The organism is Furfurilactobacillus entadae, from assembly GCF_045862745.1.
GTDB classification, from domain to species: domain Bacteria; phylum Bacillota; class Bacilli; order Lactobacillales; family Lactobacillaceae; genus Furfurilactobacillus; species Furfurilactobacillus entadae.
The window spans coordinates 99,359-124,983 of sequence record NZ_BQXN01000001.1 but is presented as its reverse complement, the minus strand read 5'-3'; the positions used below and the strand labels follow the sequence as shown (position 1 = coordinate 124,983).

34 protein-coding genes and 1 other annotated feature are annotated in these 25,625 nt (G+C 48.0%); of the genes, 7 read left to right on the top strand and 27 right to left on the bottom strand.

Features of this window, described 5'->3' with window-relative positions:
- Positions 1 to 58: 58 nt before the first annotated feature.
- The 3 genes from ACKTR5_RS00720 to gmk all read right to left on the bottom strand — a co-directional run bounded on the left by ACKTR5_RS00720 (position 59) and on the right by gmk (position 1,791).
- A complete protein-coding gene (locus ACKTR5_RS00720; protein WP_407878332.1) occupies positions 59 to 736 on the bottom strand; it encodes an MmcQ/YjbR family DNA-binding protein in 678 nt (225 codons plus the stop codon).
- Between the two features lie 133 nt (positions 737 to 869).
- Positions 870 to 1,130 carry a DNA-directed RNA polymerase subunit omega gene (gene rpoZ, locus ACKTR5_RS00715; protein ID WP_407878331.1) on the bottom strand — a complete coding sequence of 87 codons (261 nt, stop codon included), beginning with the start codon at positions 1,128 to 1,130 and terminating at the stop codon, positions 870 to 872.
- 37 nt (positions 1,131 to 1,167) lie between these two features.
- The gene (gene gmk / locus ACKTR5_RS00710) at positions 1,168 to 1,791 is read right to left on the bottom strand and encodes a guanylate kinase (RefSeq protein ID WP_407878330.1); all 624 of its coding nucleotides are present in this window, start codon (positions 1,789 to 1,791) and stop codon (positions 1,168 to 1,170) included.
- A 305-nt stretch (positions 1,792 to 2,096) separates the two neighbouring features.
- Between gmk and ACKTR5_RS00705 the strand changes: the two genes are divergently transcribed.
- Positions 2,097 to 2,483, top strand: a complete 387-nt coding sequence (locus tag ACKTR5_RS00705) for a hypothetical protein (RefSeq protein ID WP_407878328.1) — start codon at positions 2,097 to 2,099, stop codon at positions 2,481 to 2,483.
- 81 nt (positions 2,484 to 2,564) lie between these two features.
- Here the strand turns inward: ACKTR5_RS00705 and recN are convergent, their stop codons facing one another.
- The 18 genes from recN to ACKTR5_RS00615 all read right to left on the bottom strand — a co-directional run bounded on the left by recN (position 2,565) and on the right by ACKTR5_RS00615 (position 15,785).
- Entirely contained in the window at positions 2,565 to 4,268 is a 1,704-nt protein-coding gene (gene recN, locus ACKTR5_RS00700; RefSeq protein ID WP_407878326.1) for a DNA repair protein RecN, read from the bottom strand.
- Positions 4,269 to 4,280: 12 nt separating this feature from the next.
- The gene (locus ACKTR5_RS00695) at positions 4,281 to 4,742 is read right to left on the bottom strand and encodes an arginine repressor (protein ID WP_407878324.1); all 462 of its coding nucleotides are present in this window, start codon (positions 4,740 to 4,742) and stop codon (positions 4,281 to 4,283) included.
- A complete protein-coding gene (locus ACKTR5_RS00690; protein ID WP_407878322.1) occupies positions 4,735 to 5,571 on the bottom strand; it encodes a TlyA family RNA methyltransferase in 837 nt (278 codons plus the stop codon). The genes ACKTR5_RS00695 and ACKTR5_RS00690 overlap by 8 nt, the downstream gene beginning before the upstream one ends.
- A gap of 17 nt (positions 5,572 to 5,588) precedes the next feature.
- On the bottom strand, positions 5,589 to 6,479 hold the full coding sequence (locus ACKTR5_RS00685; RefSeq protein WP_407878481.1) for a polyprenyl synthetase family protein: 891 nt from the start codon (positions 6,477 to 6,479) through the stop codon (positions 5,589 to 5,591).
- Positions 6,469 to 6,723 carry an exodeoxyribonuclease VII small subunit gene (locus ACKTR5_RS00680; RefSeq protein WP_407878321.1) on the bottom strand — a complete coding sequence of 85 codons (255 nt, stop codon included), beginning with the start codon at positions 6,721 to 6,723 and terminating at the stop codon, positions 6,469 to 6,471. The genes ACKTR5_RS00685 and ACKTR5_RS00680 overlap by 11 nt, the downstream gene beginning before the upstream one ends.
- The gene (xseA, locus tag ACKTR5_RS00675) at positions 6,713 to 8,065 is read right to left on the bottom strand and encodes an exodeoxyribonuclease VII large subunit (protein ID WP_407878319.1); all 1,353 of its coding nucleotides are present in this window, start codon (positions 8,063 to 8,065) and stop codon (positions 6,713 to 6,715) included. Before xseA ends, ACKTR5_RS00680 begins: the two co-directional genes overlap by 11 nt.
- A complete protein-coding gene (locus ACKTR5_RS00670) occupies positions 8,065 to 8,934 on the bottom strand; it encodes a bifunctional 5,10-methylenetetrahydrofolate dehydrogenase/5,10-methenyltetrahydrofolate cyclohydrolase (RefSeq protein WP_407878318.1) in 870 nt (289 codons plus the stop codon). Before ACKTR5_RS00670 ends, xseA begins: the two co-directional genes overlap by 1 nt.
- A 187-nt stretch (positions 8,935 to 9,121) precedes the next feature.
- On the bottom strand, positions 9,122 to 9,550 hold the full coding sequence (nusB, locus tag ACKTR5_RS00665; RefSeq protein ID WP_407878316.1) for a transcription antitermination factor NusB: 429 nt from the start codon (positions 9,548 to 9,550) through the stop codon (positions 9,122 to 9,124).
- Positions 9,550 to 10,017, bottom strand: coding sequence for an Asp23/Gls24 family envelope stress response protein (locus ACKTR5_RS00660; RefSeq protein ID WP_407878314.1), 468 nt, complete (start codon positions 10,015 to 10,017; stop codon positions 9,550 to 9,552). Before ACKTR5_RS00660 ends, nusB begins: the two co-directional genes overlap by 1 nt.
- Positions 10,018 to 10,035: 18 nt before the next feature.
- Positions 10,036 to 10,596 carry an elongation factor P gene (gene efp, locus ACKTR5_RS00655; RefSeq protein ID WP_407878313.1) on the bottom strand — a complete coding sequence of 187 codons (561 nt, stop codon included), beginning with the start codon at positions 10,594 to 10,596 and terminating at the stop codon, positions 10,036 to 10,038.
- Between the two features lie 79 nt (positions 10,597 to 10,675).
- Complete coding sequence (locus ACKTR5_RS00650; protein ID WP_407878311.1) at positions 10,676 to 11,746, bottom strand: M24 family metallopeptidase; 1,071 nt, start codon at positions 11,744 to 11,746, stop codon at positions 10,676 to 10,678.
- 80 nt (positions 11,747 to 11,826) lie between these two features.
- Positions 11,827 to 12,120 (bottom strand): 50S ribosomal protein L27, encoded by a 294-nt coding sequence (rpmA, locus tag ACKTR5_RS00645; protein WP_407878308.1) that lies wholly within the window; start codon positions 12,118 to 12,120, stop codon positions 11,827 to 11,829.
- 15 nt (positions 12,121 to 12,135) lie between these two features.
- Positions 12,136 to 12,465 (bottom strand): ribosomal-processing cysteine protease Prp, encoded by a 330-nt coding sequence (locus ACKTR5_RS00640; RefSeq protein WP_407878306.1) that lies wholly within the window; start codon positions 12,463 to 12,465, stop codon positions 12,136 to 12,138.
- 45 nt (positions 12,466 to 12,510) lie between these two features.
- Entirely contained in the window at positions 12,511 to 12,834 is a 324-nt protein-coding gene (gene rplU / locus ACKTR5_RS00635) for a 50S ribosomal protein L21 (RefSeq protein WP_407878305.1), read from the bottom strand.
- 18 nt (positions 12,835 to 12,852) lie between these two features.
- Positions 12,853 to 12,938 (bottom strand) — a sequence feature (ribosomal protein L21 leader region).
- A gap of 175 nt (positions 12,939 to 13,113) precedes the next feature.
- Entirely contained in the window at positions 13,114 to 13,257 is a 144-nt protein-coding gene (locus ACKTR5_RS00630) for a hypothetical protein (protein ID WP_407878304.1), read from the bottom strand.
- 138 nt (positions 13,258 to 13,395) lie between these two features.
- Positions 13,396 to 13,905: a hypothetical protein gene (locus tag ACKTR5_RS00625; protein ID WP_407878303.1), complete on the bottom strand. Its 510-nt coding sequence runs from the start codon at positions 13,903 to 13,905 to the stop codon at positions 13,396 to 13,398.
- A gap of 657 nt (positions 13,906 to 14,562) precedes the next feature.
- The gene (locus ACKTR5_RS00620) at positions 14,563 to 15,348 is read right to left on the bottom strand and encodes an alpha/beta fold hydrolase (protein WP_407878301.1); all 786 of its coding nucleotides are present in this window, start codon (positions 15,346 to 15,348) and stop codon (positions 14,563 to 14,565) included.
- A 101-nt stretch (positions 15,349 to 15,449) separates the two neighbouring features.
- A complete protein-coding gene (locus ACKTR5_RS00615; protein ID WP_407878300.1) occupies positions 15,450 to 15,785 on the bottom strand; it encodes a thioredoxin family protein in 336 nt (111 codons plus the stop codon).
- Positions 15,786 to 15,912: 127 nt separating this feature from the next.
- Here ACKTR5_RS00615 and ACKTR5_RS00610 point away from each other — a divergent pair, with 127 nt between their 5' ends.
- From ACKTR5_RS00610 to ACKTR5_RS00595, 4 genes are all read left to right on the top strand, one after another.
- The gene (locus ACKTR5_RS00610; RefSeq protein WP_407878298.1) at positions 15,913 to 16,950 is read left to right on the top strand and encodes a DUF3114 domain-containing protein; all 1,038 of its coding nucleotides are present in this window, start codon (positions 15,913 to 15,915) and stop codon (positions 16,948 to 16,950) included.
- A 148-nt stretch (positions 16,951 to 17,098) separates the two neighbouring features.
- Positions 17,099 to 17,302, top strand: coding sequence for a DUF1659 domain-containing protein (locus ACKTR5_RS00605; RefSeq protein ID WP_407878297.1), 204 nt, complete (start codon positions 17,099 to 17,101; stop codon positions 17,300 to 17,302).
- Between the two features lie 34 nt (positions 17,303 to 17,336).
- Positions 17,337 to 17,585, top strand: a complete 249-nt coding sequence (locus ACKTR5_RS00600; protein WP_407878296.1) for a DUF2922 domain-containing protein — start codon at positions 17,337 to 17,339, stop codon at positions 17,583 to 17,585.
- A 342-nt stretch (positions 17,586 to 17,927) separates the two neighbouring features.
- Entirely contained in the window at positions 17,928 to 18,113 is a 186-nt protein-coding gene (locus ACKTR5_RS00595; RefSeq protein ID WP_407878295.1) for a hypothetical protein, read from the top strand.
- 71 nt (positions 18,114 to 18,184) lie between these two features.
- Here ACKTR5_RS00595 and ACKTR5_RS00590 read toward each other — a convergent pair whose 3' ends face one another.
- Together ACKTR5_RS00590 and ACKTR5_RS00585 are read right to left on the bottom strand one after the other, a co-directional pair.
- On the bottom strand, positions 18,185 to 18,721 hold the full coding sequence (locus tag ACKTR5_RS00590; RefSeq protein WP_407878294.1) for a hypothetical protein: 537 nt from the start codon (positions 18,719 to 18,721) through the stop codon (positions 18,185 to 18,187).
- Positions 18,722 to 18,994: 273 nt separating this feature from the next.
- A complete protein-coding gene (locus ACKTR5_RS00585; protein WP_407878293.1) occupies positions 18,995 to 19,597 on the bottom strand; it encodes a nitroreductase family protein in 603 nt (200 codons plus the stop codon).
- A 195-nt stretch (positions 19,598 to 19,792) separates the two neighbouring features.
- On the opposite strand from ACKTR5_RS00585, the gene ACKTR5_RS00580 reads away from it, so the two are divergent.
- Entirely contained in the window at positions 19,793 to 20,539 is a 747-nt protein-coding gene (locus ACKTR5_RS00580) for a glucose 1-dehydrogenase (protein WP_407878292.1), read from the top strand.
- An 86-nt stretch (positions 20,540 to 20,625) separates the two neighbouring features.
- Here ACKTR5_RS00580 and ACKTR5_RS00575 read toward each other — a convergent pair whose 3' ends face one another.
- The 4 genes from ACKTR5_RS00575 to ACKTR5_RS00560 all read right to left on the bottom strand — a co-directional run bounded on the left by ACKTR5_RS00575 (position 20,626) and on the right by ACKTR5_RS00560 (position 24,147).
- Positions 20,626 to 21,129 carry a hypothetical protein gene (locus ACKTR5_RS00575; RefSeq protein ID WP_407878291.1) on the bottom strand — a complete coding sequence of 168 codons (504 nt, stop codon included), beginning with the start codon at positions 21,127 to 21,129 and terminating at the stop codon, positions 20,626 to 20,628.
- Between the two features lie 207 nt (positions 21,130 to 21,336).
- Complete coding sequence (locus ACKTR5_RS00570) at positions 21,337 to 22,524, bottom strand: MFS transporter (RefSeq protein ID WP_407878289.1); 1,188 nt, start codon at positions 22,522 to 22,524, stop codon at positions 21,337 to 21,339.
- A gap of 291 nt (positions 22,525 to 22,815) precedes the next feature.
- Positions 22,816 to 23,037: a hypothetical protein gene (locus ACKTR5_RS00565; protein ID WP_407878287.1), complete on the bottom strand. Its 222-nt coding sequence runs from the start codon at positions 23,035 to 23,037 to the stop codon at positions 22,816 to 22,818.
- A gap of 156 nt (positions 23,038 to 23,193) precedes the next feature.
- The gene (locus ACKTR5_RS00560; protein ID WP_407878286.1) at positions 23,194 to 24,147 is read right to left on the bottom strand and encodes an alpha/beta hydrolase; all 954 of its coding nucleotides are present in this window, start codon (positions 24,145 to 24,147) and stop codon (positions 23,194 to 23,196) included.
- Between the two features lie 378 nt (positions 24,148 to 24,525).
- Here ACKTR5_RS00560 and ACKTR5_RS00555 point away from each other — a divergent pair, with 378 nt between their 5' ends.
- Positions 24,526 to 25,575, top strand: a complete 1,050-nt coding sequence (locus ACKTR5_RS00555) for a hypothetical protein (RefSeq protein WP_407878285.1) — start codon at positions 24,526 to 24,528, stop codon at positions 25,573 to 25,575.
- Positions 25,576 to 25,625: the final 50 nt, after the last annotated feature.

The following is a 25,625-nucleotide window of genomic DNA, read 5'->3' as shown; positions in this document are numbered from 1 at the left end:
CTAATTAAGCATAGCGCATTCTCATGAAAAAGCCACCGAGACGCTTTGCCGCCCGTTATTATTTAACGGCTAATTCATAACTGGCGGCAATTAACGTCAAGAGTCGCTCCGTTGCCATTGACCCATCCAGCAACACGGTCACCCAGTGCTGTTTGTTCATGTGGTAACCTGGAAACACCGTCTGGTGGTCCACTAGGGTCGTTAGTTGGTCACTTGGGACACGGACATCAATCAGTTCAACAGGTGTCGAATCGGTCCCGATAACCTTATTTTTGGGGACCGTTAGCAGCGCCGCAAACCACTTTTGATTGCTGGCCTTGCGGAAAATCGCATTATTTGGCGTTCTTGCCCATAAGAATTCAGGGTGACTATCAAACTGATCAGCACACGCCGCAATAACTGCCTGTGCTTGTGGGCTGGTAAAGACCTGCGGGTGACTGCACTGATCAGCAATGGTGGTCAATAAACTGGTATACGCTTTCCGAACCTTCGCAACGTAACGCCCCTGTGATTCGCTCACATGCAGCACATAGGGTGTCGCCGTTTCTGGATCAGTCAACACCCCCGTTAACTGGCCAGCGGCGGTCACCGTTAACGTAACGATCAATGTCAGTGGCGCTAACGGTTGCGTCAACAAGAGCTCACCCTTCGTCTTTTCATGAAAACCAAACGTTTGTAGTGCACTCACATCCAGTTGCCGATTTTTAAAAATTTCATCAATGAACCGGTCACTCATCTCGTGTCTCCTCCCATTCTCCTAGTTCCATTGGGCCCTACCAAAACGGCACAATGACAGCTAAATTAAAGCGACTAACTCTCCAAAAATAGCTTCGGAAAATTAGTCGCTTCAATTATGCCTCTTTCAATTATTACTCAGCTTCTGGTGCTTTAGGCGCTTCTGGTAGTGGTGTCATTGTCCCTAAGTCTTCTTCGTGATCAGGATCGATCGTGACTTCACCAGCCTCAATTTCTTCTAACGCACGGCCAACAGACTTGTCTGACTGGTAACGTGGCAATAATTCTTGAGCACCGGCGTCCAGTTCATGGGCCCGCTTAGAGGCCAACATGATCAAGGAGTACCGTGAATCCACTTTTTTTAATAAGTTATCAACTGATGGGTATAAAATCATGATGTGTAAGATCCCTTCTCATTTCACTATTGCGGTATTAATCTTCTACCTTTGATTCTAACATTTGAGCATACTCTGGGTAAACCCGTGGCACACGTAAACGTTCTGCACGGATAATTTCACGAATCCGGCCGACTGCTAAATCAATTTCATCATTGACCACCGCATAGTCGTAATTACGCATCATTTTAATTTCATTAACAGCTTGGTGCACCCGTTCATCAATGATGTTCATGGGTTCTGTGCCCCGGCCAATCAGTCGTTGCTTTAATGCCATTAAATCTGGTGGCGTTAAGAAGATGAAGACCCCGTCTGGCATCTTCTCACGAACCTGCATCGCACCGTTGACTTCAATCTCTAAAAAGACGTCTTTACCGGATGCTAACGTGTCCTTAACGTAGCCAAGTGGTGTGCCGTAGTAATTGTCCACGTACTTCGCGTATTCAAGCATCCCACCATTGGCAATATGATCCTCGAATTCGGCCTTGCTGACAAAGAAGTAATCCTTCCCGTCTTCTTCCCCATCACGCGGTTGTCGCGTGGTCATGGAGATGGAGTACTGAAAGTCAGTGCCCCCCTGTTCAAACATTGCTTTACGAACCGTCCCTTTACCCACGCCAGATGGCCCAGATAAGACGATCAACATTCCCTGTTTCGACATCAACAACTTCGTTCCTTTCAAAAGCGCTCATCAAAAGAATTTAATAACCATTCTGAACTTTTTTAGCCTTAATTTCAAGCGCTTTTCCGTGCCCAATACCGTTTTTTCTCACTCAACAGGTTTTCATTCATTGCCGGCCTGGCAACTTATCAATTCACCATCAGTAGCTCAGCATCAATCGACTTATGTTTGAACCAAAAATTTATTGTTAATTGCGGCTTGCTTTTTCGAACGGTTGTTCGTATAATGAATTTATTCAAACACGTGTTCGCATTAAACGAACATTCTTGCGGAGGTCAGTTATCATGGATCAATTATTACCCAACACTTACATTAGTTACGCCAAGCACCGGTTGGTTCGCCCAGCTAAGGTTGCAAAGCGGCACACTCAACCAACAATGAAGCAACGCCTCCGCAGTTTCTTTACAGCTGAACGCGGTGATACCTTAACCCACCCACAACTGTCAGCTGATGCCATCATCGAGACGTTAGATGACGCACTTGCCCATCATGCAGTCGTCTCCATCATGCTCAACCAAGCAGACGTCTTCGCCCGGCACCTCACAACGGTCACGGGCACGTTACGTCAAGACCACGGGGTCCTCACGTTAACTAACCATGCGAGCCAAGTCGTCTACATCATTTTACCCGAACAAATTCGTGATGTTTGCTATGGCATGATGGTGGCTTAATCACACCGCTAACGATAATAAAACCAAAATAAAGCCCACAACCGCTTCAACATGCGGTTGTGGGCTTTTTATCGTGGGCATTTAATCCTCAAGTGCTGCCTTTTCGGCATCAGCGAGTTTTAAGAGCTCTGAGGCATGTTCAGTTGCCAATTTAGTGACCGTTGTGCCCGCCAACATCCGGGCAAGTTCATTGACCCGGTTAGCTGTTGTGAGCCGTTCAACCGTCGTTTTGGTCCGTGTCCCAACGATCTGCTTTTGAATGTAGAACTGATGGTCCGCAATGGCGGCCACTTGTGGTAAGTGGGTGATGCAAAGCACCTGCGAATGACGGCCAATAACCATGATTTTTTCTGCAATCGCCTGAGCAACACGCCCGGACACGCCGGTATCCACTTCATCAAAGATGATGCTGGTCACACCCTGCGTTTCAGAAAAAATCGTTTTTAATGCCAACATCATTCGTGAGAGTTCCCCACCAGAAGCCGTCTTGGCCAATGGCTTGGGGTCTTCCCCAGGGTTGGTCTGAATGTAAAATTCAATTTGATCGATCCCCGTGCTGTAAAACGTCGTGTCTGGGTGCGCTAAAAAGCAAACACTAAAGACAGCTTTCGCCATGTACAACGCTGCCAGTTGCTCGTGAATCGCCGTTTCTAATTGCCCGGCTAACTCATGACGTTTCTCACTTAGCCGGGCACCAGAATCCTGCAGGGCAGCTTTCGCAGCGGCCAATTGTTCCGTTAGTGTGTCATCATCCGCCTGGGCGCCCTGCATATTGTCACGTTCATGCTTGATCTTATCGAAGTAGGCCAAAATCGCAGTGATCGAATCCCCATACTTTCGTTTGAGTTGATGGATCACTTCTAGTCGGGCTTCAATTTCATCCAAACGCCCTTCATCGAATTCCTGTGCGTCTAACTGGGTCGAAAGGCCGTTAGCCACATCCTGAAGGCCATAATACGCATTTGCTAACGTTTCCGATAACGTGGCGTAAGCTGGATCGAACGGTTCGATGTCTTGCATTGCCGTCATTGCACTTCCGATGCGGTCCAAAGCAGACTGATCTTCACCCCCATCAATGGCTTCGTGACTAATTTCTAGTGCCGTCACGATCTTTTGATAGTTCGCAAGATGATCTCGCTCACTAATTAGCGCATCCTCTTCATCCGGTTGCAGCTGTGCGTCATCAATTTCTTGAACCTGGAACGTTAGCATATCAAACCGTTGTGCCCATTCCTGCGCGTGTTCCCGTTTGTTCGTCACAAGCGCAGATAGGCGCCGATACTCGGCATACTGCGTTTGGTACGTTGCCTTTAAGTCAGCCAGCGCCTGTGGTTGAAATTCATCAAGGAGGGCAAGATGTTTGTCCGGCTGCATCAGTTCCTGATGTTCATTTTGCCCGTGAATGTCGACCATCGTCTCACCCACCTGTTTCAACGTGGTAGTGTTGACCAACGACCCATTAACGCGGCTTGTGTTATGCCCGTTGCGGTTCAATTCGCGGTCAATGACGATTTGGTGATCCTCGTAATCAATGCCCAGGGTGGTTAACAGCGCAAACGTCGGTGACGTGTCAGGAAGGACAAACAGTCCCTGAATGACCGCCTTAGTCGCGCCCTTCCGGATAAAATCACTGGAAGCCCGCCCGCCGGCCAAAAGACCCACAGCATCAATAATGATTGATTTCCCGGCCCCAGTTTCTCCCGTCAAAACGCTCATTCCGTCGTCAAAGGCAATGTTCAGTTGTTCAATAATTGCAAAGTTTTTAATCGATAATTCCTGTAACATTGCGCCCTCCGTTTATCGCTGTGTCCCCAGGGTGATGAACCGGTCCTGTGTCTTTTGCGCACTGGCAGCATCCGTGGCGATGACCAAAACGGTGCTATCGTCACTCAAGACGCCAAACACTTCGGGATACTTTAATTGTTTGATCAAACTACCAATAACGGGTCCGTTACCAGGCAAGACGTTGAGCAAACAAAAGTGGTCATTCACGCTAATGTTGATGACGTTTCCGTTTAAGTTGCGGCGCAGCTTGGCTTCACCATCAACCGGCCGGTCAGCAGCAAACGTGTAGTAGGTGTGGCCCTCGTCATCCGGCATTTTAATTAATTGTAGCTCTGTGATGTCCCGCGACACGGTCGCTTGCGTGACATCCAGGCCCTCATCACCAAGTAAACCCACAAGTTCCGTTTGGGTGCGCACAACGTTGTTGGCGACCACCCGGCGAATCACTGCTTGTCGTTCCTGTTTTTTAATCATCCGCTTCATTCACCTTTTGATTTAACTGTGTGTTGGCCGCTGCCAAGGTCTCTTTTACCGAAACGTTTGCCGCAACCGTCCCGGTCGTTTCTGCATTCACCAGGTGAATCAAAAATTCGATGTTCCCGCCGCCACCTTTAATGGGTGAAAAATCAAGACCGGCCACATCGTACCCTGTTTCTGTTGCAAACGCGACAATGTCGTTCAAGACGGCTTCGTGAACCGCTGGATCCTTCACGATCCCGTGCTTGCCGACCTTGTTTTTTCCGGCTTCAAACTGCGGTTTGATCAAGGCCACCACGTGCCCTTCAGGCTGTAAAATCGTTTTAAGGTTCGGTAGGATCAGGTGCAGTGAAATAAACGACACGTCGATACTACTAAACGTTGGCAATCCGTGGGTAAAGTCTGTTGGCTTAGCGTAACGGAAGTTCGTGTGTTCCATCACGACCACCCGGGGATCTTCACGGAGCTTCCACACCAGTTGGTTACTCCCAACATCCAGGGCGTATGATAACTTGGCCCCGTTTTGAAGCATCACGTCCGTAAATCCACCAGTTGATGACCCAATGTCCAACACGACCTGGTCGGCAACGCTAATGTCAAACACAGTCAGTGCCTTTTCCAGCTTAAAGCCCCCACGGCTCACATACGGCATGGGTGCACCTTTGATGTGCAGCTCCGTATCCGTTGGGATCTTTTCTCCTGGTTTATCTAATCGTTCTTCATTTTTACCCAACACTTCACCAGCCATAACGGCCCGTTTAGCCTGTTCACGCGATGTGAAGAGCCCCTGTTCAACTAGGAGAATGTCCACCCGTTGCTTTTCCATTACTGATTTTTCCTCTCTTAATTAACCTCAAAATAACTCAAGAAGGCGGCCAAAACGGCCCCGTCTAAGCCCAATGCTGTTAGCTCACGGCAACTTGCCTCAGCCTGAGCCAGACTTTCTTGTAACGCTGCTTGTGCCGCAGCCATCCCAAGCAGTTGTGGGTAGGTATTCTTCCCCTCTGCCTCGTCTTTATGCGGTGTCTTCCCCAATTCAGTCGCCGTTTTGGTCTCATCCAAAATGTCGTCATAAATCTGAAAGGCTAGCCCAAACGCATTACCAAACGCCACCAAGCGCTGCCGCTGGGCTGCTGTTACATGGGCCATGATGGCCCCAGCCTCCACGGCATCAATCAGTAACGCGCCGGTCTTGCGGCGGTGCAAGGCTTGTAACCGCGCCAAGTCGATCCGATGGCCCGTTGTGGTGACGTCTTCGGCCTGACCAGCCACCATCCCAAACGGACCGGCAGCAGTCGCTAATGCCTGAACTAACGCCAACCGTTCGTCAGCAGGGAGTTCAACGTGGGCCAGCCAATCAAATGCCAACGTTTGCAACCCGTCACCGGCCAAAATGGCAACATCCTCACCATATTTCTTATGATTGGTTGGCTTACCACGGCGAAGATCATCATTATCCATGGCTGGCAAATCATCATGGATCAAGGAATACGTGTGAACCAACTCCAACGCACAGGCCGCCTGCAACCGTGCTGGTGTTACCGAAACCTGAGCACTGCTCAGCACCACAAGTGTCAGCAACGGTCGCAACCGTTTGCCACCCGCCATAACCGAGTACCGCATGGCCGCCGCTAATTGTTCTTGGTTTGCCGCTGATGCCATCCGGTCTGCTAAGCAGACCTCAATTTGCGGGCCGTAGGTTGTTTCAAACGTCGTTAGTCGCTCATTCATCATTGCCATCCGCTGGTTGTGCCGTTTCAAAGGCGGTCTCATCGCCATTTTCATCCATCATTTTGGTCAATGTCTGTTCAGCATTAGTCAGGGTATCTTGCAGCTGCTTGCTTAATTTAACGCCCGCTTGAAACTGCGTCAACGCCGTTTCTAACGGCACATCACCCTGTTCCAATTGATTCACAATTTCTTGGAGGGTCGCTAAATTTTCTTCAAAGGTCGGCTGCTTCTTTTCTTCACTTGCCATCTGTTTGCTCCTCTGTTGTTGTTTTAATGGTTGCCTGTGCTTGACCATCAGCTAGGTGCAACGTTACCTGTTCGCCAACAACTAATTGGCGGGCAGATTTAACCACCTGATCATCCTGCGTCACGTAGCTATATCCACGGGTCATCACCTTGAGCGGGCTTAAAAGATCGAGTTGTTCAATTAAACCAGCCACTGTCGTCTGCCGCTCCTGAATAAACGTTGTTTGCACGCGGTCAAGTTGTTGCTGTTGCCGGGTCAATTGATCCTGTAACCGCGTTAGTCGTGTCGATAGCAACCGACTATTTAAACGGGCATGGACGGTGACAAACTGTTGCTGTTTCCCCGCAAGAATTTGTTGCTGCGCGTGTTGTAATTGGTCGGTCAATTGACCCACACGCTGGGCGTACCCTTCGTACAACCGCTGGGGTTGCGTAAAGACGTAGGCCTGTTGGACCCGGGCCAACTGTTGCCGCCCCACCTTCACCTTTGTTTCAAGGGCTTGGAATAAACGGTTCCGTAATTGGGTTAACCCCAAAAGTGTTTCACTCAATACCGGTGTGGCTAATTCGGCCGCCGCAGTCGGAGTTGCCGCCCGTACATCGGCCACAAGATCGGCAATTGTTGTATCCGTTTCATGTCCAACGGATGAAATCACTGGAATCACACTGTCAGCAATTGCCCGCGCCACTATTTCCTCGTTAAACGGCCAGAGGTCTTCGATGGACCCACCACCACGGCCAATAATTAGCGTATCGAAATCGCCACGGGCGTTTACCTGTTGAATGCGCGCAGTTAATTCTGCGGCGGCAGCATCCCCCTGAACCTGGGCGGGAAATAACACCAGCTGCGCGATGGGATACCGGCGTCTCGTTGTCGTAATGATGTCCCGAATCACGGCACCGGAAGGACTCGTAATGACTGCGATCCGCTTTGGATAACGGGGAAGTGGTCGTTTGGCCTGTGCAAACAAGCCTTCCGCCGCCAGCTTCTTCTTCAGCTGCTCGTACGCTTGGTACAGTGCCCCAACCCCATCTGGCTCCATTCGCTCCACATAGATTTGGTAGCTCCCAGACGCCTCGTACAAGGAAATCCGCCCGGTCACCAGCACCTTCATCCCTTCTTCAGGCTGAAATTTCACCTTGCTAAACGCTGATTTAAACATGATGGCACTAATTTTTGCGTGGTCGTCCTTCAAACTGAAGTACTGGTGGGCATTGGGCCGGGGGCGAAAGTTAGAAATTTCACCCGTTAGGTAAACCCGGCCAAGGTATGGATCAGCGTCAAACTTACGCTTGAGGTACCGGGTCAACGTGGTGACCGTTAAATACTCTGGTTCTGACATTAGTCGGTCACCTGCTTACCCGTTTGCCACGCCGCTAACTGCACGGTCTGCTGCATTAACGTTGCGATCGTCATTGGGCCAACCCCACCGGGAACGGGCGTTAGCCGACCAGCCACTGTTTCAACATCAGCGGCAGCATCACCCGTTAACGTTCCGTCTTCACGCCGGTTCATGCCAACGTCGATCACCGTGGCACCAGGTTTCACCATGGCCGCCGTTAATAAATCTGCCTGACCAACGGCAACAATCACCACGTCCGCCGCTTGGGTAAGTGATGCTAAGTCATCCGTATACCGATGCGCCAGTGTCACCGTTGCGTTTGCATTATTCAGTAGTGCCATCATGGGTTTTCCAACCAGTCGGCTCCGGCCGATCATCACGACCTGTTTACCTGCCAGTGGCACCTGTTCATGGTGAAGCATCGTCATGATCCCCTTTGGGGTACAAGCCACTGGATAATGATCCCCAATATCAGCAAACAGCCGCCCCAAGTTAGTTGGGTGAAGGCCATCGACATCCTTTTTCGGATCAATGGCGAGCACCACCGCCGCCTCATCAATCTGCGCTGGCATTGGCGACTGAACAAGAATTCCGTGAATTTCAGGATCCTGATTGTATCGTTCCACCAGGGCAATTACTTCCGCCTGCGAAGCAGTTTCCGGGAGCCGCTTAACCACTGAATTAAATTTCAATTTAGCCGCCCGTCGTTCCTTGTTACGGACATAAATGGCACTTGCTGGGTCATCACCGACCATAATGACTGCTAAGCCAGGAATGACACCTTGTTGCGTCAATGCTGCCGTTTGGACAGCTGTTTGTTCGTTTAATTCCTTGGCAATTTGCCGTCCATCAATGATTGTCGCCGTCATGTCATCGCCCCTTTATTATTTTATACTGCATAAATTTTACCACATTCAGCCCCGATAAATGTACATTCCGGACCAATCTCCTCGCTCAATTATGCCCAGTTGACACAAAAACACCAGTCTTTCTCATAACGGCTCCGCGAATTTCATCAACGGAACTTCGTTACAACAAAAACTGGTGTTAAGCCGACTATTCAGCGGTGCGATCAGCCTCATCGAAGAGTTTTGAAAGCACCCCGTTAACAAAACGGCGTGATGTATCATCGGAAAATTCTTTAGCAAGCTCCAGGGCTTCGTTTAACGCAACCCGGGTTGGTACTTCTGCGGAAAATTCCATCTCGTACAAACCTAACCGGAGAATGATCAAATCGGGATTTGACAGTCGTTTAACCGTCCACTTGTCAGCCAAGTTTTGACCAATTTGTTCATCTAGCTCTGGCGTTTTCGCCAAAACACCGTTAACCAAGGTTACGAGGTACTCTGGCACAATGGTTGGCTGATCGTCTGCTGTCGACAATAATTGCCGATACAACGCGTCTAAATCAGCGTCGGCGTTCGCGTTCTTTGCAAAAAGAACTTGAAACGCGATTGCTCTAATTTGATGTCTCGTTAACTCCACTACCGGTCACCATCTTTACTAGACTGGGTCCCCGTTACATCCGTGGCCTGTGCATGATCGCCAAAAATATCGTCAGGGTCAATCTCTGAGTCATTTTTTTCTGGAACGATGCCAACGATGTGCACGTTCACTTCGTTGATGGCTAATTCAGTCATCAATGAAACTTGTTGCTTCACTTTATCCTGCATTGCTAAAGCAACCTTAGGCACATTAACCCCATAGTCAAGGTAAACAAACACATCGACAGAAATGGTGTCGTGATCGATGCTGAGTTTAACACCCTTGCTAAGTTCCGTCCGGCCGAACAGTTCGGAAACGTTGTTTGCAATCGTGCCCCGCATCCGGTTCACACCGTCTACTTGGCTTGCCGCTGCACCAACAATAATTTCCAAAACGTCCGCCGCGATTTCAATGGTTCCTAAAGCATCAGCCGGTTGGTTCAATGTAATGTTATTGACTTCAGGCATAATGGCCTCCAATCTGAACTACGCGCGAGAAACGTACGAAGCTTCTTGCGTGTTAATGATCAACTTGTCCCCTGCGTTAACAAAGAATGGCACTTGAACAACCAAACCAGTTTCCATGGTTGCAGGCTTTGAGCCACCAGTAGCCGTGTCGCCACGGATGCCGGGTTCTGTTTCAGCAACTTCTAATGTAACGGTGTTAGGCACTTCAACACCCAAGATTTCGTTACCAAATGACGTTACGCTGACTTCCATGTTTTCCAACAGGTACTTAGAAGCATCCTTCATTTGATCGTTTGGAATGGAAACTTGGTCATACGTATCCGTGTCCATGAACACGTAGTTAGCACCATCGTTGTACAGGTACTGCATCTTTGCCTGGGCAATTTCAGCTAATTCCATCTTTGCACCGGCACGAAAAGTCTTTTCTTGAACGGCACCAGTCCGTAAGTTCTTTAACTTAGAACGGACAAACGCGCCACCCTTTCCGGGCTTAACGTGTTGGAATTCCACGATCCGCCAGATAGCATGATCGACTTCAATCGTAAGGCCGTTTTTAAAATCTGCAGTTGAGATTGACATAATTGTTCCTCCTAAAATTCATTCTTGTTCAGTATACAGTAACGCGCCCCGCCGTTGCAATAGCAGGGGATTCAATCACTCACAAAATTTGTAACGTTTTTGGGGCTGGTGTGAGGATTTCAACACCGGTTGCCGTCACCAGTACATCGTCTTCGATCCGCACGCCACCAAGGCCAGGAACGTAAATTCCGGGTTCAACCGTGAGAATTTCATTGGTTTGAGCCACATAATCACTCATGGCGCTGTAGCTTACCGGCATTTCGTGGATCGACAACCCAATTCCGTGCCCCATCCCGTGATTAAATGCTGCGCCATAACCGGCATTTTCGATGAGTTCACGACCGGTTTGGTCCAACATTGGCCCAGTAACCCCCGGTTTCACCGCATTGATCACGGCTTCGTTTGCCGTCTGAACGGCCTTATAGATCGTCACCAATTCTGGTGCGGGGGTCCCTAAGGCAAACGTCCGCGTCATGTCCGACGTGTACTCATCAACATAATAACCGAAATCGACTGTGACAAGCCCCCCTAGTGCTAACGGCTTGGTCGTTGCCGCACCATGGGGTTCAGCTGCCCGGACACCACTAGCGACAATCGTTTCAAACGAGGCGTGTGTCGCCCCATGATCACGCATCCACGCGTCCAGCCAGTTAGCCACTTTGCGTTCCGTCATCCCCACATGAACATGAGCCATGAGAGCTGCGTAACCAGCAACGGCCACCGCACACGATTTACGTAACGCCGCTTGCTCGGCCGGTGCCTTAAAGCGACGAACGGCCTCAACAACACCCGTTAACCCGACAAAGTCCGCCAGGAGCATTTCGTCCAGCCACGACCACACCGCATACGGCATTGAATCTTCAAAGCCAAGCACATCAATGTGTGCAGATTGGGTGAAATTCACCACGGCTTGCCAGTAGTCTCGCGTCAAAATAACGTCAACTGTTGCTGGAAGGACCGTTTGCGCCACCGTTTCAAACCGGCGGTCGGTAATGAGGGCCACTGACGTTTGGGTAATCACTAAACAACCCTCTAAGTCAGCCAGTCCGGTTAGATACTGCAAATTAGTCACATCCGTCACCAATAGTGCATCGATCCGAAACTTAGCCAACTGGGTTTGAACCAGGGCTGTGCGTTGTTCACTGATCATTAACCCCACTCCTCTCACGACTTAACAAAATAAAAAAAACGAGCTTAATGTTTGCACATTAAACCCGTTTGACTGCTTAATTATTCAGCTTCAACAGCTGGGTAAACAGATACCTGACGGCGATCCTTACCCTTACGTTCAAACTTAACAACACCATCAGTCAATGCAAATAACGTGTCATCGCCACCGCGACCTACGTTAAGGCCTGGTAAGATGTGCGTACCGCGTTGACGGTAGATGATGGAACCGGCGTTGATCTGTTGACCGTCGGCACGTTTAGTCCCTAAACGACGACCAGCTGAATCACGACCGTTGGCAGTTGATCCGCCCCCCTTATGGTGAGCGAAGAATTGTAAATTCATATCCAATAACATGTGGTTACACCTCCATTAAATAAAGTGACCATCACTAATCGTCATGAACTGTGAGTATTTCTGAGCGACCTGCGTTAGTCCCAATGTGAACGTTGCGAGAATCGTCTCCGCGGCTTGATTGCGATCATGCATGACCACTTTCAAGTAGCCACCGTTATCATCATCTGATGTAATTTCCGGGTGAACCCCGGCCACTGCATCTAAAGCATTAACAGTGGTTATTGCGAGCACTGACACAGCAGCGCACACAATGTCTTCACCGTATTCCCCCGCGCCAGCGTGACCCGTCATGGTAAACGTGGTCAGCTGGTGCTGGGCATTTCTTGAAATATCAACTTTTATCATATCTTCTTAGCGTGGTTTAAGCGAGCGGTTCTGAAACAAACGACATTACTTTGAGGCTGCAGCGCCTTCAATGTCATCGATCATAACACGCGTGTAAGGTTGACGGTGTCCCGTCTTAGTGTGTTGGTTCTTCTTGGCTTTGTACTTGAAGGTAACAACCTTCTTTTCCTTGCCTTGCTTTTCAACAGTCCCAGTAACTGAAGCACCTTCAACAAAAGGTGTTCCTACTTTAATGGCACGGCTAGCAACCAAAACAACTTCGTCAAAGGTAACCTTGTCGCCTTCCTTTGCATCAAGTTTTTCAACAAAGATAGGTGAACCCTTTTCAACCTTGTATTGCTTACCACCAGTTTTGATAATTGCGTACACGTTGTGCACCTCCTTAAATTAGAATCTCAGACTCGCCAAAACTAAGCGCCAGCCCACCGAAATGAACTAAACTTAAGACTTAGCATGTGCGGTTGCAGTGTGGAAGTCCACAATTACAACGTTACGAGTTTACCAAATAACAACTGGTGCGTCAACACATCACCAGATTTTTCTTAAATCAGTTTAGTTAATCCCGCCTCCTTTGGGCACGCGGCGGCGTAAAAACAAAAAAGTGACCCCACCAGCGGCGGGTCCACTTTTATCAAGCTTTATTCATTATTAATGACGTAATGACCGTTGCTTAGGGCCCTCTGGTCGCGTCGTTGTTTTATTTGTCGTCAAATGGGCAGCAGATGAATGATTCATCATTTCCCATACACCACTACCAATTAACACAACAACTAGGATTACAACTGCAATCATCTAAACCCCTCCTGACTAAATTGCCGCTCTTTATTAAATCTAGTGTAGCAATTTATTTGGCGAAGTCGCAATTAATAAGCCTTCTTAAGGTTTATGGCTCTTTCTTTACTAAATCATTATAAATTGATCGCCAACAATCTAGTCCTGACCACCAATTTTGTACAATTCTGTGTCCGCATTGGTGTCTTTCCGCATTTGCGTCTCAACCTTATTGCGTTGCTGTTCAGAATGGCCAATTGGGAAGGCAGCTAAATCAAAGACAATCCGGAAGTTCGCATGAAATTGTGATGCAACTTCATCGTCAAAGTCGTATTCTTTGCTAGCGGCGTTTTGAACGATCCCTTTGACACCCGTTGTGCCAGAACCCAAAGCAACATCCAAATGGTGCCGTTGGTTCGTGCTTAATCCTGGTTGCAACGATTTGTTTAATTTATCAGCGGCATTGTAAACCCGTTGGGCACTTTTATCATCATCATAACGAAACTTCTGTAGCGCAGTCACTAACGCCTCAATGTTTTTGTTTGAGGTTTGGACCCGTTCATACTTTTTGTCCGATAACTGAACCCCTGCGTAACTTTTCCGTCCACAAGCAGTTAAGACCACTAAACACATTAAAACAGTCACTGCTGCCGCAACTTTTTTCCACATAATCCATTCTCCTTATTTCAGCAAACTTAACCCGTAATTCAATTGTACCAGAAATTCACGGTGCCGCTAGTTAAGACCCACAATTACTGATTATTGATTTTAGACAATCAAAATTACTATTAAAATTGGTCTATCGTTTGTATAAGCAAGACTATCGTGTTACAATGTCATTGGTATAGGAGAGGTTTTCTATCCACGATGAACGCCAACTGTGAGCGAGCAGTCGTTTATCATTTGCTGGCGTCCCGTTGAGGACGTCTTTTTTCTTACAATTAATTAAAGCGGTCGGCAATTCCGGAGTCCCTGATCATCCGGTAATTGCCGACCGTTTTTCAATAAAATGCTATCCGACCCAGCCACAATGCAGATGGATGTAGCACCGCTTTCCTGCCGCAAAGTCTGCTGGCGATAAATCAAATTCAAACCCACAGTTATCAACGTGCTTAATTTTCATGGGCATTGTCTTATGCCCCCGTATACTCAGACGTCCACACATAGTCCTTCCCGTCTGGTGCATCTGCCAATACCTGTTCTGCATAATTCAATTCTGATTCACTCATGACGAAACACACCCTCCGTGATTTTAAACATGCCTGCCTTCATCTTGTTCAGTATATCACGAGTAGTCACTGAGACAAACGTTTTGCTCAACAGCTCTTAAACAAGCGTCGCCAAAAAGGGCATCAGTGTTTCATTGAAAGCGCCACTTTGTTCAGCCATCACAATGTGACCTGCATCAGGGATGATCACCGCCGCACCCTTTGGCGCCATCGCCGCCACAACGGGAGCAAATTCCGGATTGAAATACGGCGACTTGGCACCTGCAATAACCAGTAGTGGCACGGTTAATTGCCGAATAACATCGCGCCAGTCAGCGAACGCATGATCGAATAAAAAGGGTTCATTTATGGCCGCGTCAAACGGATGGGTTGCCGCTACCTGTTGCACCAGCGCATACGTATCGTTGTCAATGTGCTTAAATGTCGCTGACCCTAACGGCATCCGGAAGTAATCTGGAAATTCCGCCCACGTCACATCCTTAAAGCCATACGACCACCCCGGTTCGTTAATCATTTTTGGACTCTGATCAACGTCGATAACGGCGGCAACATTCTCATCACCAAATAGTGAGAGGTAAGCAAAAATGGTTGCGGCGCCCATTGAATTCCCCAATAAGATGACGTTTCTCAACGCCAATTGGTCAATGATTTCCGCCAGATCCATTCCGTGACGGCTGATTCGGCACCCCTTACTTGTATGCTGCGAGGTACCCTGATTTCTTGCGTCCACATTAATGACCCGGTAACCTGCTGCCACTAAAACGGGCACTTGTGCATGCCAAATTTCTTTAGCACCGCCAAAGCCGGTCAAGATGACAATTGGTTGCCCGCTCCCCTCATCTGTATATGACAATCGTACGTGATCACTTGTTGTAAAAAACATTCCGGCACCCCACTCCTATTTTCACTTAGCATACCACACGGTGCGCGTTGAAATAAAAAAGTCACCCGGCAAATTTAGCTGGGTGACTCCGATTTAGTCATTTATGCTGGTTGACCTTCGAGTGTGTCGATGAAGCTTTCAACTTCTGCACGGGTCTTCCGGTCTGCATTGGCAAACCGGCCAAGTTCTTGCCCATCTTCAAACGCAACAAAACTTGGAATTCCCATTACACCAAGTTCTTGAGCAAAGTCCAAGTTAGCATCACGGTCAACGTGTAACCATTGGTACTGATCATATTTACTTTCAATATCTGGCATTACTGGCTTGATAAAAGCACAGTCCGGGCACCATGTTGCGGTAAAGAATAGCATTTTCTTCCCGGGTTGTTTAATGGCCGCAGCCAATTCTGCATTACTTAAATTTTCCATTGGTGTCATTGTTGTGCCCTCCATTAATTTACTTACTATTTTATAGTGTTCTTTCAAAATGTCAACCATTGTCAGCGTTTATTTTCCGTCACCCACGATTATATGTTAACCTTACGCTAAAACGGAGGACTTTCCTATGGTTCAACACAAAACTTTAGTTTCACTCATTCAACCGCCCACCAGTCTTTCCGGTGACGCCATGCCACAGTATGTCAACGGAACCTTCGACTTGCTCACTCAATTAGCCGATCACCAGCGATGGGATGAAGCCGCCCTCACGGCACTTGCCAAACGAATTGCAACCACCGTCAACGACGCAAACGTTGTCACAGGGTTCAGTGACTGGCAGACAAGCAGTCGAACCGCTGGCGGGGTGCTCTTTAAAACCCTGTTTACGGCCAGCACGCTCCCTGCCAGCGATAAATTAAACCGGTTGTTCACGGGGCTTGGCGCCCATTTGAGCACGACGACCGGTGATCTGATCAGTGATAATCCGTTTGCCGATGACCTTGCCCCAAATGATCCGTTTTGGCACGCCCTGGCCCAAACAGTCCGGGCCGCATATCCATCAGGACTGGCCCAAGACGATGCAAATGTCCGCATGACCCACCAGTTGCGCTACGTCATTGATAATCATAACGTTGCCTTCATCCGCCAACACTTTGGCAAAGACGAAACAACCGATCTCGGCGCCCTGATGGCCTTTGACCGCGACGCTCGTCGTCATGGTCAAGCCGCCACAACGGCCAGTTCGTCACGATTACACAACAAGCAACCAGAAACTTTAGTCCGCGGGGTCCTCCCCGCACTGCCAATGGCTAATTTTAAACGGGTCATCAATTTTCATAGTGAGTTCATCATTACGACAATTCCCGTCCCAACGTTTTTAACGGTTCCGTTGGCCACGATTGCTAATGTGAATGACGTCCCGGCTTACGTGCGGGCCCTCCCACTGGCGGAACGAAATGCCCTCGTCAACGGGGCTTCATTTAATTATGCCGACAGTAACGACCATGGTGAACCAAACAGCGTTCATGTTCTCTTTGACCTTCAGTACGGCGATAACGACCCCATGGTGCGACGGTTGGCCCTCAAGCCCTACGTGAGTCCAAAAGTTGAGCCACGGGCAATCACCATGCTACAACAACAATACGAAGCAGGACTCGAACAATAAACGTTTTGATCAGACACGACGCCAGTTACTTTAGGCGTCGTGTTTTTTATGTTTACACTTTGACGTGGTTCAATCGTTACTATTACTGTAAGCGTGGCCACACTTGCAATCCATCACCCACTCACCCACAAGGCAAAGGAGACTTCTCATGGCTCAAAAATGGCTTAAAAGCACCGTCCAATTCGAACTAACCGGCGATAGCCACCCTGCACCACTGAAACGGAGCTACGCTGGCGTTAGCCAATCGGCAACGGATGCTCAGTTACGTCAATTTGGTCAGGCCATCGCGTCACTGTCAAATGACCAGGTCACGGACACCACCATTTTATCCAAGCAAACGTTGACTGACTAACCGCTTTCGTTCACATAAAAGGAGGAGCACCCACATGAAAGAGCTTAACTTGAAATTTAAAACAGCAACCGGTAAGACAGCCCGGCTCAAGTTGCGGACCGTTAACGAATCGTTGACCCCAGAGGTCGTCAAGACGGCCATGGCAAACATGATTGCAGCCGGCATCATCGTGGATAAAAACGGTCAGTTGCTATACGCAAAGGCCGTTGGCGCACACTATAGTGAAACTGTCACCACCCCCATTTTCGATGAGGAACCCGCCCCTGCCACCACAGCACACTAACATCAACCTACTGACGGCCGCCGACACTTACTGTTGGCGGCCGTCTTTTTTTGCCAGGAGGCTCCATGTTTAAACAGATTTGTGTATCACTACTATTATTAGGTTCTGGTTGGTTTAGCCACCAACTTGTGACCTCAGAGAGCTTTCCCATTGAGCATAGCTGCCCATGTCAGAGCAAAATGGTCGACATGCCCAACCAAATTGAGGATAATCAACTCAGATGAATCACTCAATTTATAAATTTTTGACCTATTTTGACTTTTCGCAATGCTATTGATTGACCATACGGTTAAAAGATGGTATTTATAAGGAGTAATTTTATTTTCAATGGAGGGACCTGTTATGGAAACCGAAGAACACCGCAATCTCATCACAACAAAATTACGCCGGCTATTTACATCAAAGCCAGCCGTTAAGCAAGATCGGGCTGTCCTTGTACCTCAAACCGTCCGGCCTGAAAACACTCGGTTCGATCGGTCCTTAGCAAACAGCTTACTGAGCTTACAGTTTGCCCGGATCAATAATTAATCAACAATTAAATAATCGGCGTCACCCCACAGCAGTTAGTGGGGTGGCGCCGATTTTCGTTTATAAACAAATTAATTTGCGATTTCCAGGGTCGTTGCAACCACTGGTCTGATCAATAACGTCGCCACTAAGTCAATCTGTTCGGCAACACTCATTGTCTGCCGGGCGACCCGCCGCTGTTCATCCGCAATTTCGATCAGCGCGCCTGACGGTAACGACTGAACTTCATATAAAAACGTAAACTGAAGGCCATTTTGACGGAGTTGTTGTGTTAGTGCCGGTGCAAACGGAACTGCCGCAATGACAAGTCGTTGTAACGGGCGGTTGAAGTGGGCTTGGACCCATAACGCCGCCTTTAACCAGCTGCGACTCACGTGGTCTGAAACAGCCAAATACCACATCTCGACATCAACCAGTGCTTGGGCCACAAATAGCAAGTCCGTTGGGTCACCAATCATGACCTCAAGGCCCTTTTGCCGCCAGCTTCGTGCAACCCGTGGATCAGCGGTTGCCAAACGGAACCGGAACCCGCTCCCAAATTTCTGGAGTCGGTCCACTAATTGATGCACGTTCGTCTGGTCATCAGCTACAATCAACAATGTTCGCATGATCGATTCCCCCCAACATTGTCATTTAATTACTATTATTATACCGATTTCACCAGAATTTTTATAGACCAAAATGACATATTACAAAATTAAATTGTTTGCAATGGTTTATTAAAGCGGTTCTTAACCAATTAATTTCAGCAACAAAACTATTTAGCGACTGTGCTAATCATCCCGCTTAAAAAAATAGACCAATTTACTGATTTCAGCACTAACGTTTGGTTTATAACGCAAAGAAGCAACCGACCCAATCGTCGATTGCTCCCTTTTACATTAGTTAAAAATCTTGAAACGGTCGTCCGTTGCCATGTAATCCTTGTCTTCAGGCATGGTTTCAACTGAACCAAATGGCATTTCACTACGCAACCGCCAACTAGCTGGGATGTTAAAGGCTTCCTTGATGGCGTCATCAATCAATGGGTTGTAATGCTGGATTGAGGCCCCAACACCATTTTCAGCCAAGGCAGTCCACACTGCAAATTGGGCGTTCCCAACGTGTTGTTCAGACCAGTCACCAAAGCTTTCGCCAATCGCTGGGTACTGTTCGGCCAGGTTAGCAACTGTGTCCATTTCTGTGAACCATAACAGCGTGCCGTAACCGGCCTTAAATGAGTTTTCAATCTTTGCCTTTGTACCTTCAAATTGATCTGCTGGTACGATCTTTTCCAAGGTGTCTTCAACAATTTGCCAAACCTTGTTATGTGATTCACCATAAGCGAAAACGACACGGGTTGTTTGGCTGTTAAAGGCAGATGGGGCTTCCTTCACAATGTCCTGTACGATCGTTGTCAGTTCATCTTGAGATAACTTAACGTCCTTCCCCAAGTTGTAAACTGAACGCCGTTGCTTCATCAAATCCAATAAATCTGTCTTCATATTCCTGTTCCTCCGTTACTTGCTCTCGTTCGAGAGCGGGTTATGTATATCGATGAGAATACTTTACCCTACTTATGAAAAGTAAGCAAGACAAATTTAAAATTTATTTTTTGTGAATTCATTCCCATTCTCAGCATAAATCTGCGATAATAAAAGCGGTTACACTAATCACTTACAATTGAGGAGGATTTATTCATGTCAGCACGGTTAACGGATAAAGTCGCAATCATCACCGGTGGGACAAAGGGTATTGGGCTCGCGTGTGCCGCCGCTTTCTTGCGTGAAGGCGCAAAAGTGGTGATTACCTCACGCAATGACGCGGATGGTCAAGCAGCGCTTGCCGGCCTGAATGGTGGCGATAACGCCATCTATTTACAACAAGATGCAGCAGACGAAGCACGGTTTAAACAGGTCATTGACGAAACGGTGGCCGTCTTTGGCAAACTTGACGTCATCGTCAACAACGCCGGAATCGCCATCGCAAAAGATGTTGAACACACAACTGCCGAAGAATGGCACCAATTAATGGGGATCAACCTCGATGGTGTCTTTTACGGGACAAAGTACGGCATGATCGCCATGAAGGATCACGGTGGTTCCATCATCAACATGTCTTCCATCGAAGGCTTCATTGGTGATCCTCAACTGGCCGCTTATAATGCCTCAAAGGGTGGCGTTCGGCTGTTCAGTAAGTCAGCCGCATTGTACGCCGCTCAACAAAACTACGGTGTTCGTGTTAACACGGTCCACCCTGGTTACATCAAGACCCCATTGGTTGATGCGCACCCTGGTATGGAAGAAGCGCAAGCGAAGTTAACGCCAGTTGGCCACATCGGTGAACCTGATGATATTGCCAACATTTGTGTTTACCTTGCTTCAGATGAATCGAAATTTGCAACTGGCTCAGAATTTGTCGTTGACGGCGGATACACAGCTCAATAAACAAAGCGCCAATAAAAACCGGACGCAGTGGATGTAATAATTATCCATTGCGCCCGGTTTTTTGTTCTTCTAATTGTCAGTAAAAGCTATTTCCCGTGACCTGCCAGAATTGCCATAGCCAACCCAGTGCCAGTTAACAGGCCTAACGTTGGCCCGACCGTCATCACAAATCGATCATCAGTTCCCGGTAATTGCCGCAGGGCCAATAACGGCTGCGTTACGCCCGGTGCAGTAATGGTAAAGGACGTTTCCCCAGGGCCTGTCGTTAATTGATAATATTCATTCTTAATGTTAATCAGATACCCGGCCCGAAAATTATGCGTCACCACCACCGCAACTGGCTGATGATTGACCGAAATCCGGTACTTCGCGCCCAACCAGCGCACTTTTGATTCGACCAGTAAATGATTCTCCATGACCTGCATTTCGTCATGAATTGGCAGTGACACCAGCCACCCCAAAAACATGTTCCACGTCCCGATTAGCCCGTGGGTTTCAACGCACCCAAGAACCTGACCGTCTTCCCCACTCAGGACAAACCGTTGGTGGTGCTTTGCGTTTATCTGCAATTGTGTCGTGATTGTTGCCACTAGTCGTTCACTCCCATTTCAAAGCCACTATAATAGTTTCTATTATAGAAGAAATTTCTCAGGATAACCGGAGATTTTCAAAAAATGCACAGACGCTGAAATTCACTACGCCATTGACCTCTTAACCAAGTAATCCTAATCAAACTAAAAACGTCAACAGGCTCATCCTCTCGATGAAACCTGTTGGCGCTTTTGGCGTTCAATCATTTATCCTTTAATCCCGTGATGACGGCGTTGCCACCACAATGTACCCTCAGCAATCAATAGTAGTACCACCGCCCCAAAAAAGACGTGCGGATAGCCGGCAACCTCAATGAATGCCCCGCCAATAAGTGGGCCAACCGCTTTTCCCAACGAGGAAAAGACATTGATCAACCCTTGGTTGCGCCCCTTCATGGCCACGGATGTCCGTTCATCCACCAACACCGGAATTACCGGCACAAACAGCGCTTCGCCCAGTGTTAAACAGCACATCGCCACAATGAAAATGACTGCTTCATGCCCCATTAACAAAAGGGCAAACGACCCGGCCAGGCATAAAACACCCCAGCGCGCTTGTGTCATCACATGCCGAAACACGTGGGGATGACGTAATAACGTCATCTGCACAAGAACGATTCCAATGCCGTTAATCACCCACAGTCGACTATAAAAGCCGGCCGTGAATCCGGAGTGAACCACATAGACCGACAAATTGGTCATCCACTGGGAGTACGCCAGCCAGACGATCAGCAAGGCAATAAATAGCTGGCCAACTGGCCGGGCGACAGAAACTTGTTGCGCGGATGGCGCTGTGGTTGCTTGGTTGTGTGCGTCATCTGTGACAGTTGCTGCTAAGCGCGGCAACCGTCGAGGCAAGCGGCCACCCACCAATGCAGCAGCCACCGCAAGGCCAATGATGACCACCATCACCATGGTGACCCCGTGGCCCCGATACAATAAACCAAGACTTCCTGTCCCCACCACGAGGCCGAGGTTGATCCACAGGTACAGCACGTTGAAATCATGGCGTGCATCCCGACCGGCGTTTAGATAACTGACCAGTGCGTACTGAGTCGTCAGTGCCCAACCAGTTGCCCAGCCAAAACAAATTAGGAAAACGGTGAATCCAACGAGACTGTGCCACAAAAGGCCGATAAGCCCCACCGTAGCTAGGCCACACAGACCACTCATCACCACCCACCACGGATTTGCTCGGTCAAACGAGGCGCCCGCCGCCATGCTACCTAGCGCGTTGGCTGCGGAATAACCCAGTAGCACTAGCCCGATTTGTGTCAACGAGCGGCCAAACTCTGCCGTCAGGTACAGCGTACTGAGCGGCCACATCAGGCTATAGATCGTGTTGATCAGAAAGACCATGATCAAGATTCTTTTGAGGGTTAGGTGTCGATTCATCGTGAGCCATCCTAGGGAATATTATTGAGCGACCCAATTGTAGAGAACAAAATGGCCAAAACTTGCCATTGCTCCTATGGTAGGTTCCTTAAGAACTAGTATATCATCTACATGGCATCCCGGATGTAAAACCATGACCCATAATCATTCAAAATGGGCGCGATATAACATTTCATCCCTATCTCGATTCAAAGATTCAACGTGATATCATTCCGACTTTTCATCCGCATTTTATCAACCAACACAAAAAGACGGTCAGCCGTCATGGCCAACCGTCTTTCAATCTTCACCTTAATCTACAAATGCTGCTAACACTGGGACGTTATTAATGTGCAAAATGCACTGATTATTTTCGATCTGTTCCACGGCACTAAAGCGATCCTCGGTTGTCGTAATATCAAATTGATAATACTCACTGCCAAGTTTACGGGTGATCACCCGAATTGGCCCCACGTCTGGGACCACGGTTTCAATGACATCATCCAAAATCACACGGAACTTCTGTATATCCATAACGAACGCCTCCAAAGTTAATGTTTTGCATGGGTAAGTATATCGCTCAATCATGCACACACATACAGATGTGCCTAAACACGATACTGGCGGCGTTTAGCGGTCATCAAAATGGCGTGTGATTAGGAAAAATTCTGGTTAAATGTCATTTTGATCTTACGCGTGATTTCTTTCGTTGAGCCAGGTCGTTGAAAGGTCCATCGCAGCACGGGTAGCGTGCGTTTGATCAAGTGAGTTTAACATCACGAAGTCATGAATCATGCCTTGGAACTGTACTTGTGTGACGGGAACACCGGCCTCACGTAATTTATTTGCGTAGGCTTCCCCTTCATCACGGAGTACATCCGCTTCACCGTTTAAAATCATCGCTGCTGGTAACCCCTTCAGGTCATCAAGGGTTGCCCGCAATGGTGAAGCTGTGATCTCTGCGCGCTCGGCCGGAACGTTTGTGTACTGATTCCAGAACCATTCCATCCCCGCCTTCGTTAAGTAATAACCATCTGCAAATTGGATGTATGATTCGGTCTCAAAGTTGGCGTCCGTTACGGGGTAATACAACAATTGTTGTTGAATTGGCAACCCTTGGCACTTCTTTGTCATGAGGGTCATGACAATGGCCATGTTCCCTCCGACAGAGTCCCCAGCGACCGTGAGTTGATCAACATTAAACCGATGAGCTGCCGCAAAGTCTGGCAACTGTTGCAAAACGGCGTAGTTCTGCTCAATGGCCGTTGGGTACTTCGCTTCTGGTGACCGAGTGTACTCTGGGACGACGACCACAGCCTGTGTCCGCGCAGCCAACTCACGGACTAATTTGTCATGTGTATGTTCACTCCCAAAGACCCAACCGGCACCGTGGATGTAAAAAATAACGGGCAACGTGTCTTCATTACCGACTGGGCGGATGAAGTGCACGTTGATCGTGCCCCATTCCCCTGTCGAAATCTCGACGACATCATCAGTAGCGGGCGCCTTTTCAACGTCGGTTGACTGGGCCTGTTCCAGGACTTCACGCCCCTTAGTGGGCACCAGTTCATAAATTCTTGGGTGCGCTTTACTATCATTACTAACTTCCTGAGCAGCAGGTTCCAAAACAATCTTCTTTGACATGTTCTAATCCTCTCCGATATTCGTTTGACATAATGAACAACCTGGCACAAAACGTTTTGCACAATGAATATTATAGACACCTTCACTTGCACGTCAAATAAAAAGTTTTGGTAACATTAGAAATAAGTTAACTCCTTAAAATATTCTATTGTCTGAACCATTTGCATTAACCCTCACCATTTCTCCCATCACAGCTAGAATTAGCTTTTATTGATACCGTTTTATCAACAGCCTTAACTTTTTCCATAAATAGACACGTTTACGAGGAGGAACTTTTGTGAACCCATTTTCCATCATGTATACTTAATTAATCATCAAGATAACTTTTAATTTATCGTTTCGTTGTTATACAAATACTTCTTAGGAGAGGGAAAGGATATGAAAACATTCAAGCCGCTACTCGCAGTTACCCTGACCATGTTTTTAGCACTGTTAGTTTTCTCAACCGTGGCTTCACCCGCTCGGGCAGACCCAACTGTTGAAACATTTATCTACTCTTGGTCAAATTCAGATTCTGAGGGAAAGACACCAGAGCCGGTCGTCACTAACTTTCAGCTTGGTGACAAGACCATTTTGCCGTTAATGGACTACACGGGGTACACCATCGATCCCGTTAACTCCTTCGTTAAGTTCCCTGGCGATGATACACAATTCTACGCCGATATTTTTTCCTCACTTAATGTCGATTCAGTCAATGGATTCCTCGCATTGAACAACCAAAATCCAAGTATTGTCACAGAAGACGAACTCGGCCTAACCACCACGTTCAATAGCGTGTTAATTCCAAACGATGAAACGGTCACAATCAAGTATGTTTCTACCGATGGTAAAACACTTGATACAAAGACGGTCGCAACGAAGTTTAGCCGGACCATCACCATTGACCAACCAATATTTGAGGGCTACACCGTTGTTGCAAACCAACCGACATCATACGTTGTTAGCAAAGATGGCGTTGGTGCAAACGTTGTTACTGTCAACTACGATCCGGTGTCCTCATCAAGTTCAAGCGGATCCGGCAGCTCGTCAAGTAGTTCAGGTTCTAGCTCAAGTTCGTCTTCCAACAGTGGTAGTTCCTCGTCAACGAGCTCGACCCCTGGATCGAACGGTTCAAGCAGCTCTTCATCAATGAGTTCAACAACAAACGCCGATCAATCGAGCGTTAATAGTAACACTCAGTCATCCACTGTCAGTAATGCCACCAGTTCAAGTCAATCAACAACTACGGTCGCTCCTGCACAGAGTAACTCTTCTAGCAGTAACTCTGGTACCGGAACATTAGCCGCAAAACACGCTGAATTACCAAGTACTGGTCAAACAGTCGAGCGCTCAGCAGGCTTTGCTGAAATGCTCATGCTACTTGGGATGACGCTCCTATCTGGAATCGGCTACTTCCATTTTAAGAAACGCACACATTACAAACATTAACCCTGAACCCCCGTCCTTTACCGAAGACGGGGGTTTTATGTGCCATCAAC

Excerpts from the sequence above, each read along its gene's own strand:
- ACKTR5_RS00570 (WP_407878289.1), bottom strand. The coding sequence starts at position 22,524 with ATGAATCGACACCTAACCCTCAAAAGAATCTTGATCATGGTCTTTCTG.
- ACKTR5_RS00705 (WP_407878328.1), top strand. The coding sequence starts at position 2,097 with ATGGATCAATTATTACCCAACACTTACATTAGTTACGCCAAGCACCGG.
- ACKTR5_RS00685 (WP_407878481.1), bottom strand. The coding sequence starts at position 6,479 with ATGATGAATGAGCGACTAACGACGTTTGAAACAACCTACGGCCCGCAA.
- ACKTR5_RS00620 (WP_407878301.1), bottom strand. The coding sequence starts at position 15,348 with ATGTTTTTTACAACAAGTGATCACGTACGATTGTCATATACAGATGAG.
- ACKTR5_RS00560 (WP_407878286.1), bottom strand. The coding sequence starts at position 24,147 with ATGTCAAAGAAGATTGTTTTGGAACCTGCTGCTCAGGAAGTTAGTAAT.
- ACKTR5_RS00640 (WP_407878306.1), bottom strand. The coding sequence starts at position 12,465 with ATGATAAAAGTTGATATTTCAAGAAATGCCCAGCACCAGCTGACCACG.
- ACKTR5_RS00695 (WP_407878324.1), bottom strand. The coding sequence starts at position 4,742 with ATGATTAAAAAACAGGAACGACAAGCAGTGATTCGCCGGGTGGTCGCC.
- ACKTR5_RS00555 (WP_407878285.1), top strand. The coding sequence starts at position 24,526 with ATGAAAACATTCAAGCCGCTACTCGCAGTTACCCTGACCATGTTTTTA.
- ACKTR5_RS00650 (WP_407878311.1), bottom strand. The coding sequence starts at position 11,746 with ATGATCAGTGAACAACGCACAGCCCTGGTTCAAACCCAGTTGGCTAAG.
- ACKTR5_RS00590 (WP_407878294.1), bottom strand. The coding sequence starts at position 18,721 with ATGCGAACATTGTTGATTGTAGCTGATGACCAGACGAACGTGCATCAA.
- ACKTR5_RS00580 (WP_407878292.1), top strand. The coding sequence starts at position 19,793 with ATGTCAGCACGGTTAACGGATAAAGTCGCAATCATCACCGGTGGGACA.
- ACKTR5_RS00565 (WP_407878287.1), bottom strand. The coding sequence starts at position 23,037 with ATGGATATACAGAAGTTCCGTGTGATTTTGGATGATGTCATTGAAACC.
- efp (WP_407878313.1), bottom strand. The coding sequence starts at position 10,596 with ATGTCAATCTCAACTGCAGATTTTAAAAACGGCCTTACGATTGAAGTC.
- ACKTR5_RS00670 (WP_407878318.1), bottom strand. The coding sequence starts at position 8,934 with ATGACGGCGACAATCATTGATGGACGGCAAATTGCCAAGGAATTAAAC.
- ACKTR5_RS00630 (WP_407878304.1), bottom strand. The coding sequence starts at position 13,257 with ATGATTGCAGTTGTAATCCTAGTTGTTGTGTTAATTGGTAGTGGTGTA.
- ACKTR5_RS00615 (WP_407878300.1), bottom strand. The coding sequence starts at position 15,785 with ATGACACCAATGGAAAATTTAAGTAATGCAGAATTGGCTGCGGCCATT.
- gmk (WP_407878330.1), bottom strand. The coding sequence starts at position 1,791 with ATGTCGAAACAGGGAATGTTGATCGTCTTATCTGGGCCATCTGGCGTG.
- ACKTR5_RS00690 (WP_407878322.1), bottom strand. The coding sequence starts at position 5,571 with ATGGAAAAGCAACGGGTGGACATTCTCCTAGTTGAACAGGGGCTCTTC.
- ACKTR5_RS00720 (WP_407878332.1), bottom strand. The coding sequence starts at position 736 with ATGAGTGACCGGTTCATTGATGAAATTTTTAAAAATCGGCAACTGGAT.
- ACKTR5_RS00680 (WP_407878321.1), bottom strand. The coding sequence starts at position 6,723 with ATGGCAAGTGAAGAAAAGAAGCAGCCGACCTTTGAAGAAAATTTAGCG.
- ACKTR5_RS00625 (WP_407878303.1), bottom strand. The coding sequence starts at position 13,905 with ATGTGGAAAAAAGTTGCGGCAGCAGTGACTGTTTTAATGTGTTTAGTG.
- ACKTR5_RS00605 (WP_407878297.1), top strand. The coding sequence starts at position 17,099 with ATGGCTCAAAAATGGCTTAAAAGCACCGTCCAATTCGAACTAACCGGC.
- ACKTR5_RS00660 (WP_407878314.1), bottom strand. The coding sequence starts at position 10,017 with ATGCCTGAAGTCAATAACATTACATTGAACCAACCGGCTGATGCTTTA.
- xseA (WP_407878319.1), bottom strand. The coding sequence starts at position 8,065 with ATGTCAGAACCAGAGTATTTAACGGTCACCACGTTGACCCGGTACCTC.
- ACKTR5_RS00600 (WP_407878296.1), top strand. The coding sequence starts at position 17,337 with ATGAAAGAGCTTAACTTGAAATTTAAAACAGCAACCGGTAAGACAGCC.
- ACKTR5_RS00610 (WP_407878298.1), top strand. The coding sequence starts at position 15,913 with ATGGTTCAACACAAAACTTTAGTTTCACTCATTCAACCGCCCACCAGT.
- ACKTR5_RS00595 (WP_407878295.1), top strand. The coding sequence starts at position 17,928 with ATGGAAACCGAAGAACACCGCAATCTCATCACAACAAAATTACGCCGG.
- ACKTR5_RS00585 (WP_407878293.1), bottom strand. The coding sequence starts at position 19,597 with ATGAAGACAGATTTATTGGATTTGATGAAGCAACGGCGTTCAGTTTAC.
- rpoZ (WP_407878331.1), bottom strand. The coding sequence starts at position 1,130 with ATGATTTTATACCCATCAGTTGATAACTTATTAAAAAAAGTGGATTCA.
- recN (WP_407878326.1), bottom strand. The coding sequence starts at position 4,268 with ATGTTACAGGAATTATCGATTAAAAACTTTGCAATTATTGAACAACTG.
- rpmA (WP_407878308.1), bottom strand. The coding sequence starts at position 12,120 with ATGTTATTGGATATGAATTTACAATTCTTCGCTCACCATAAGGGGGGC.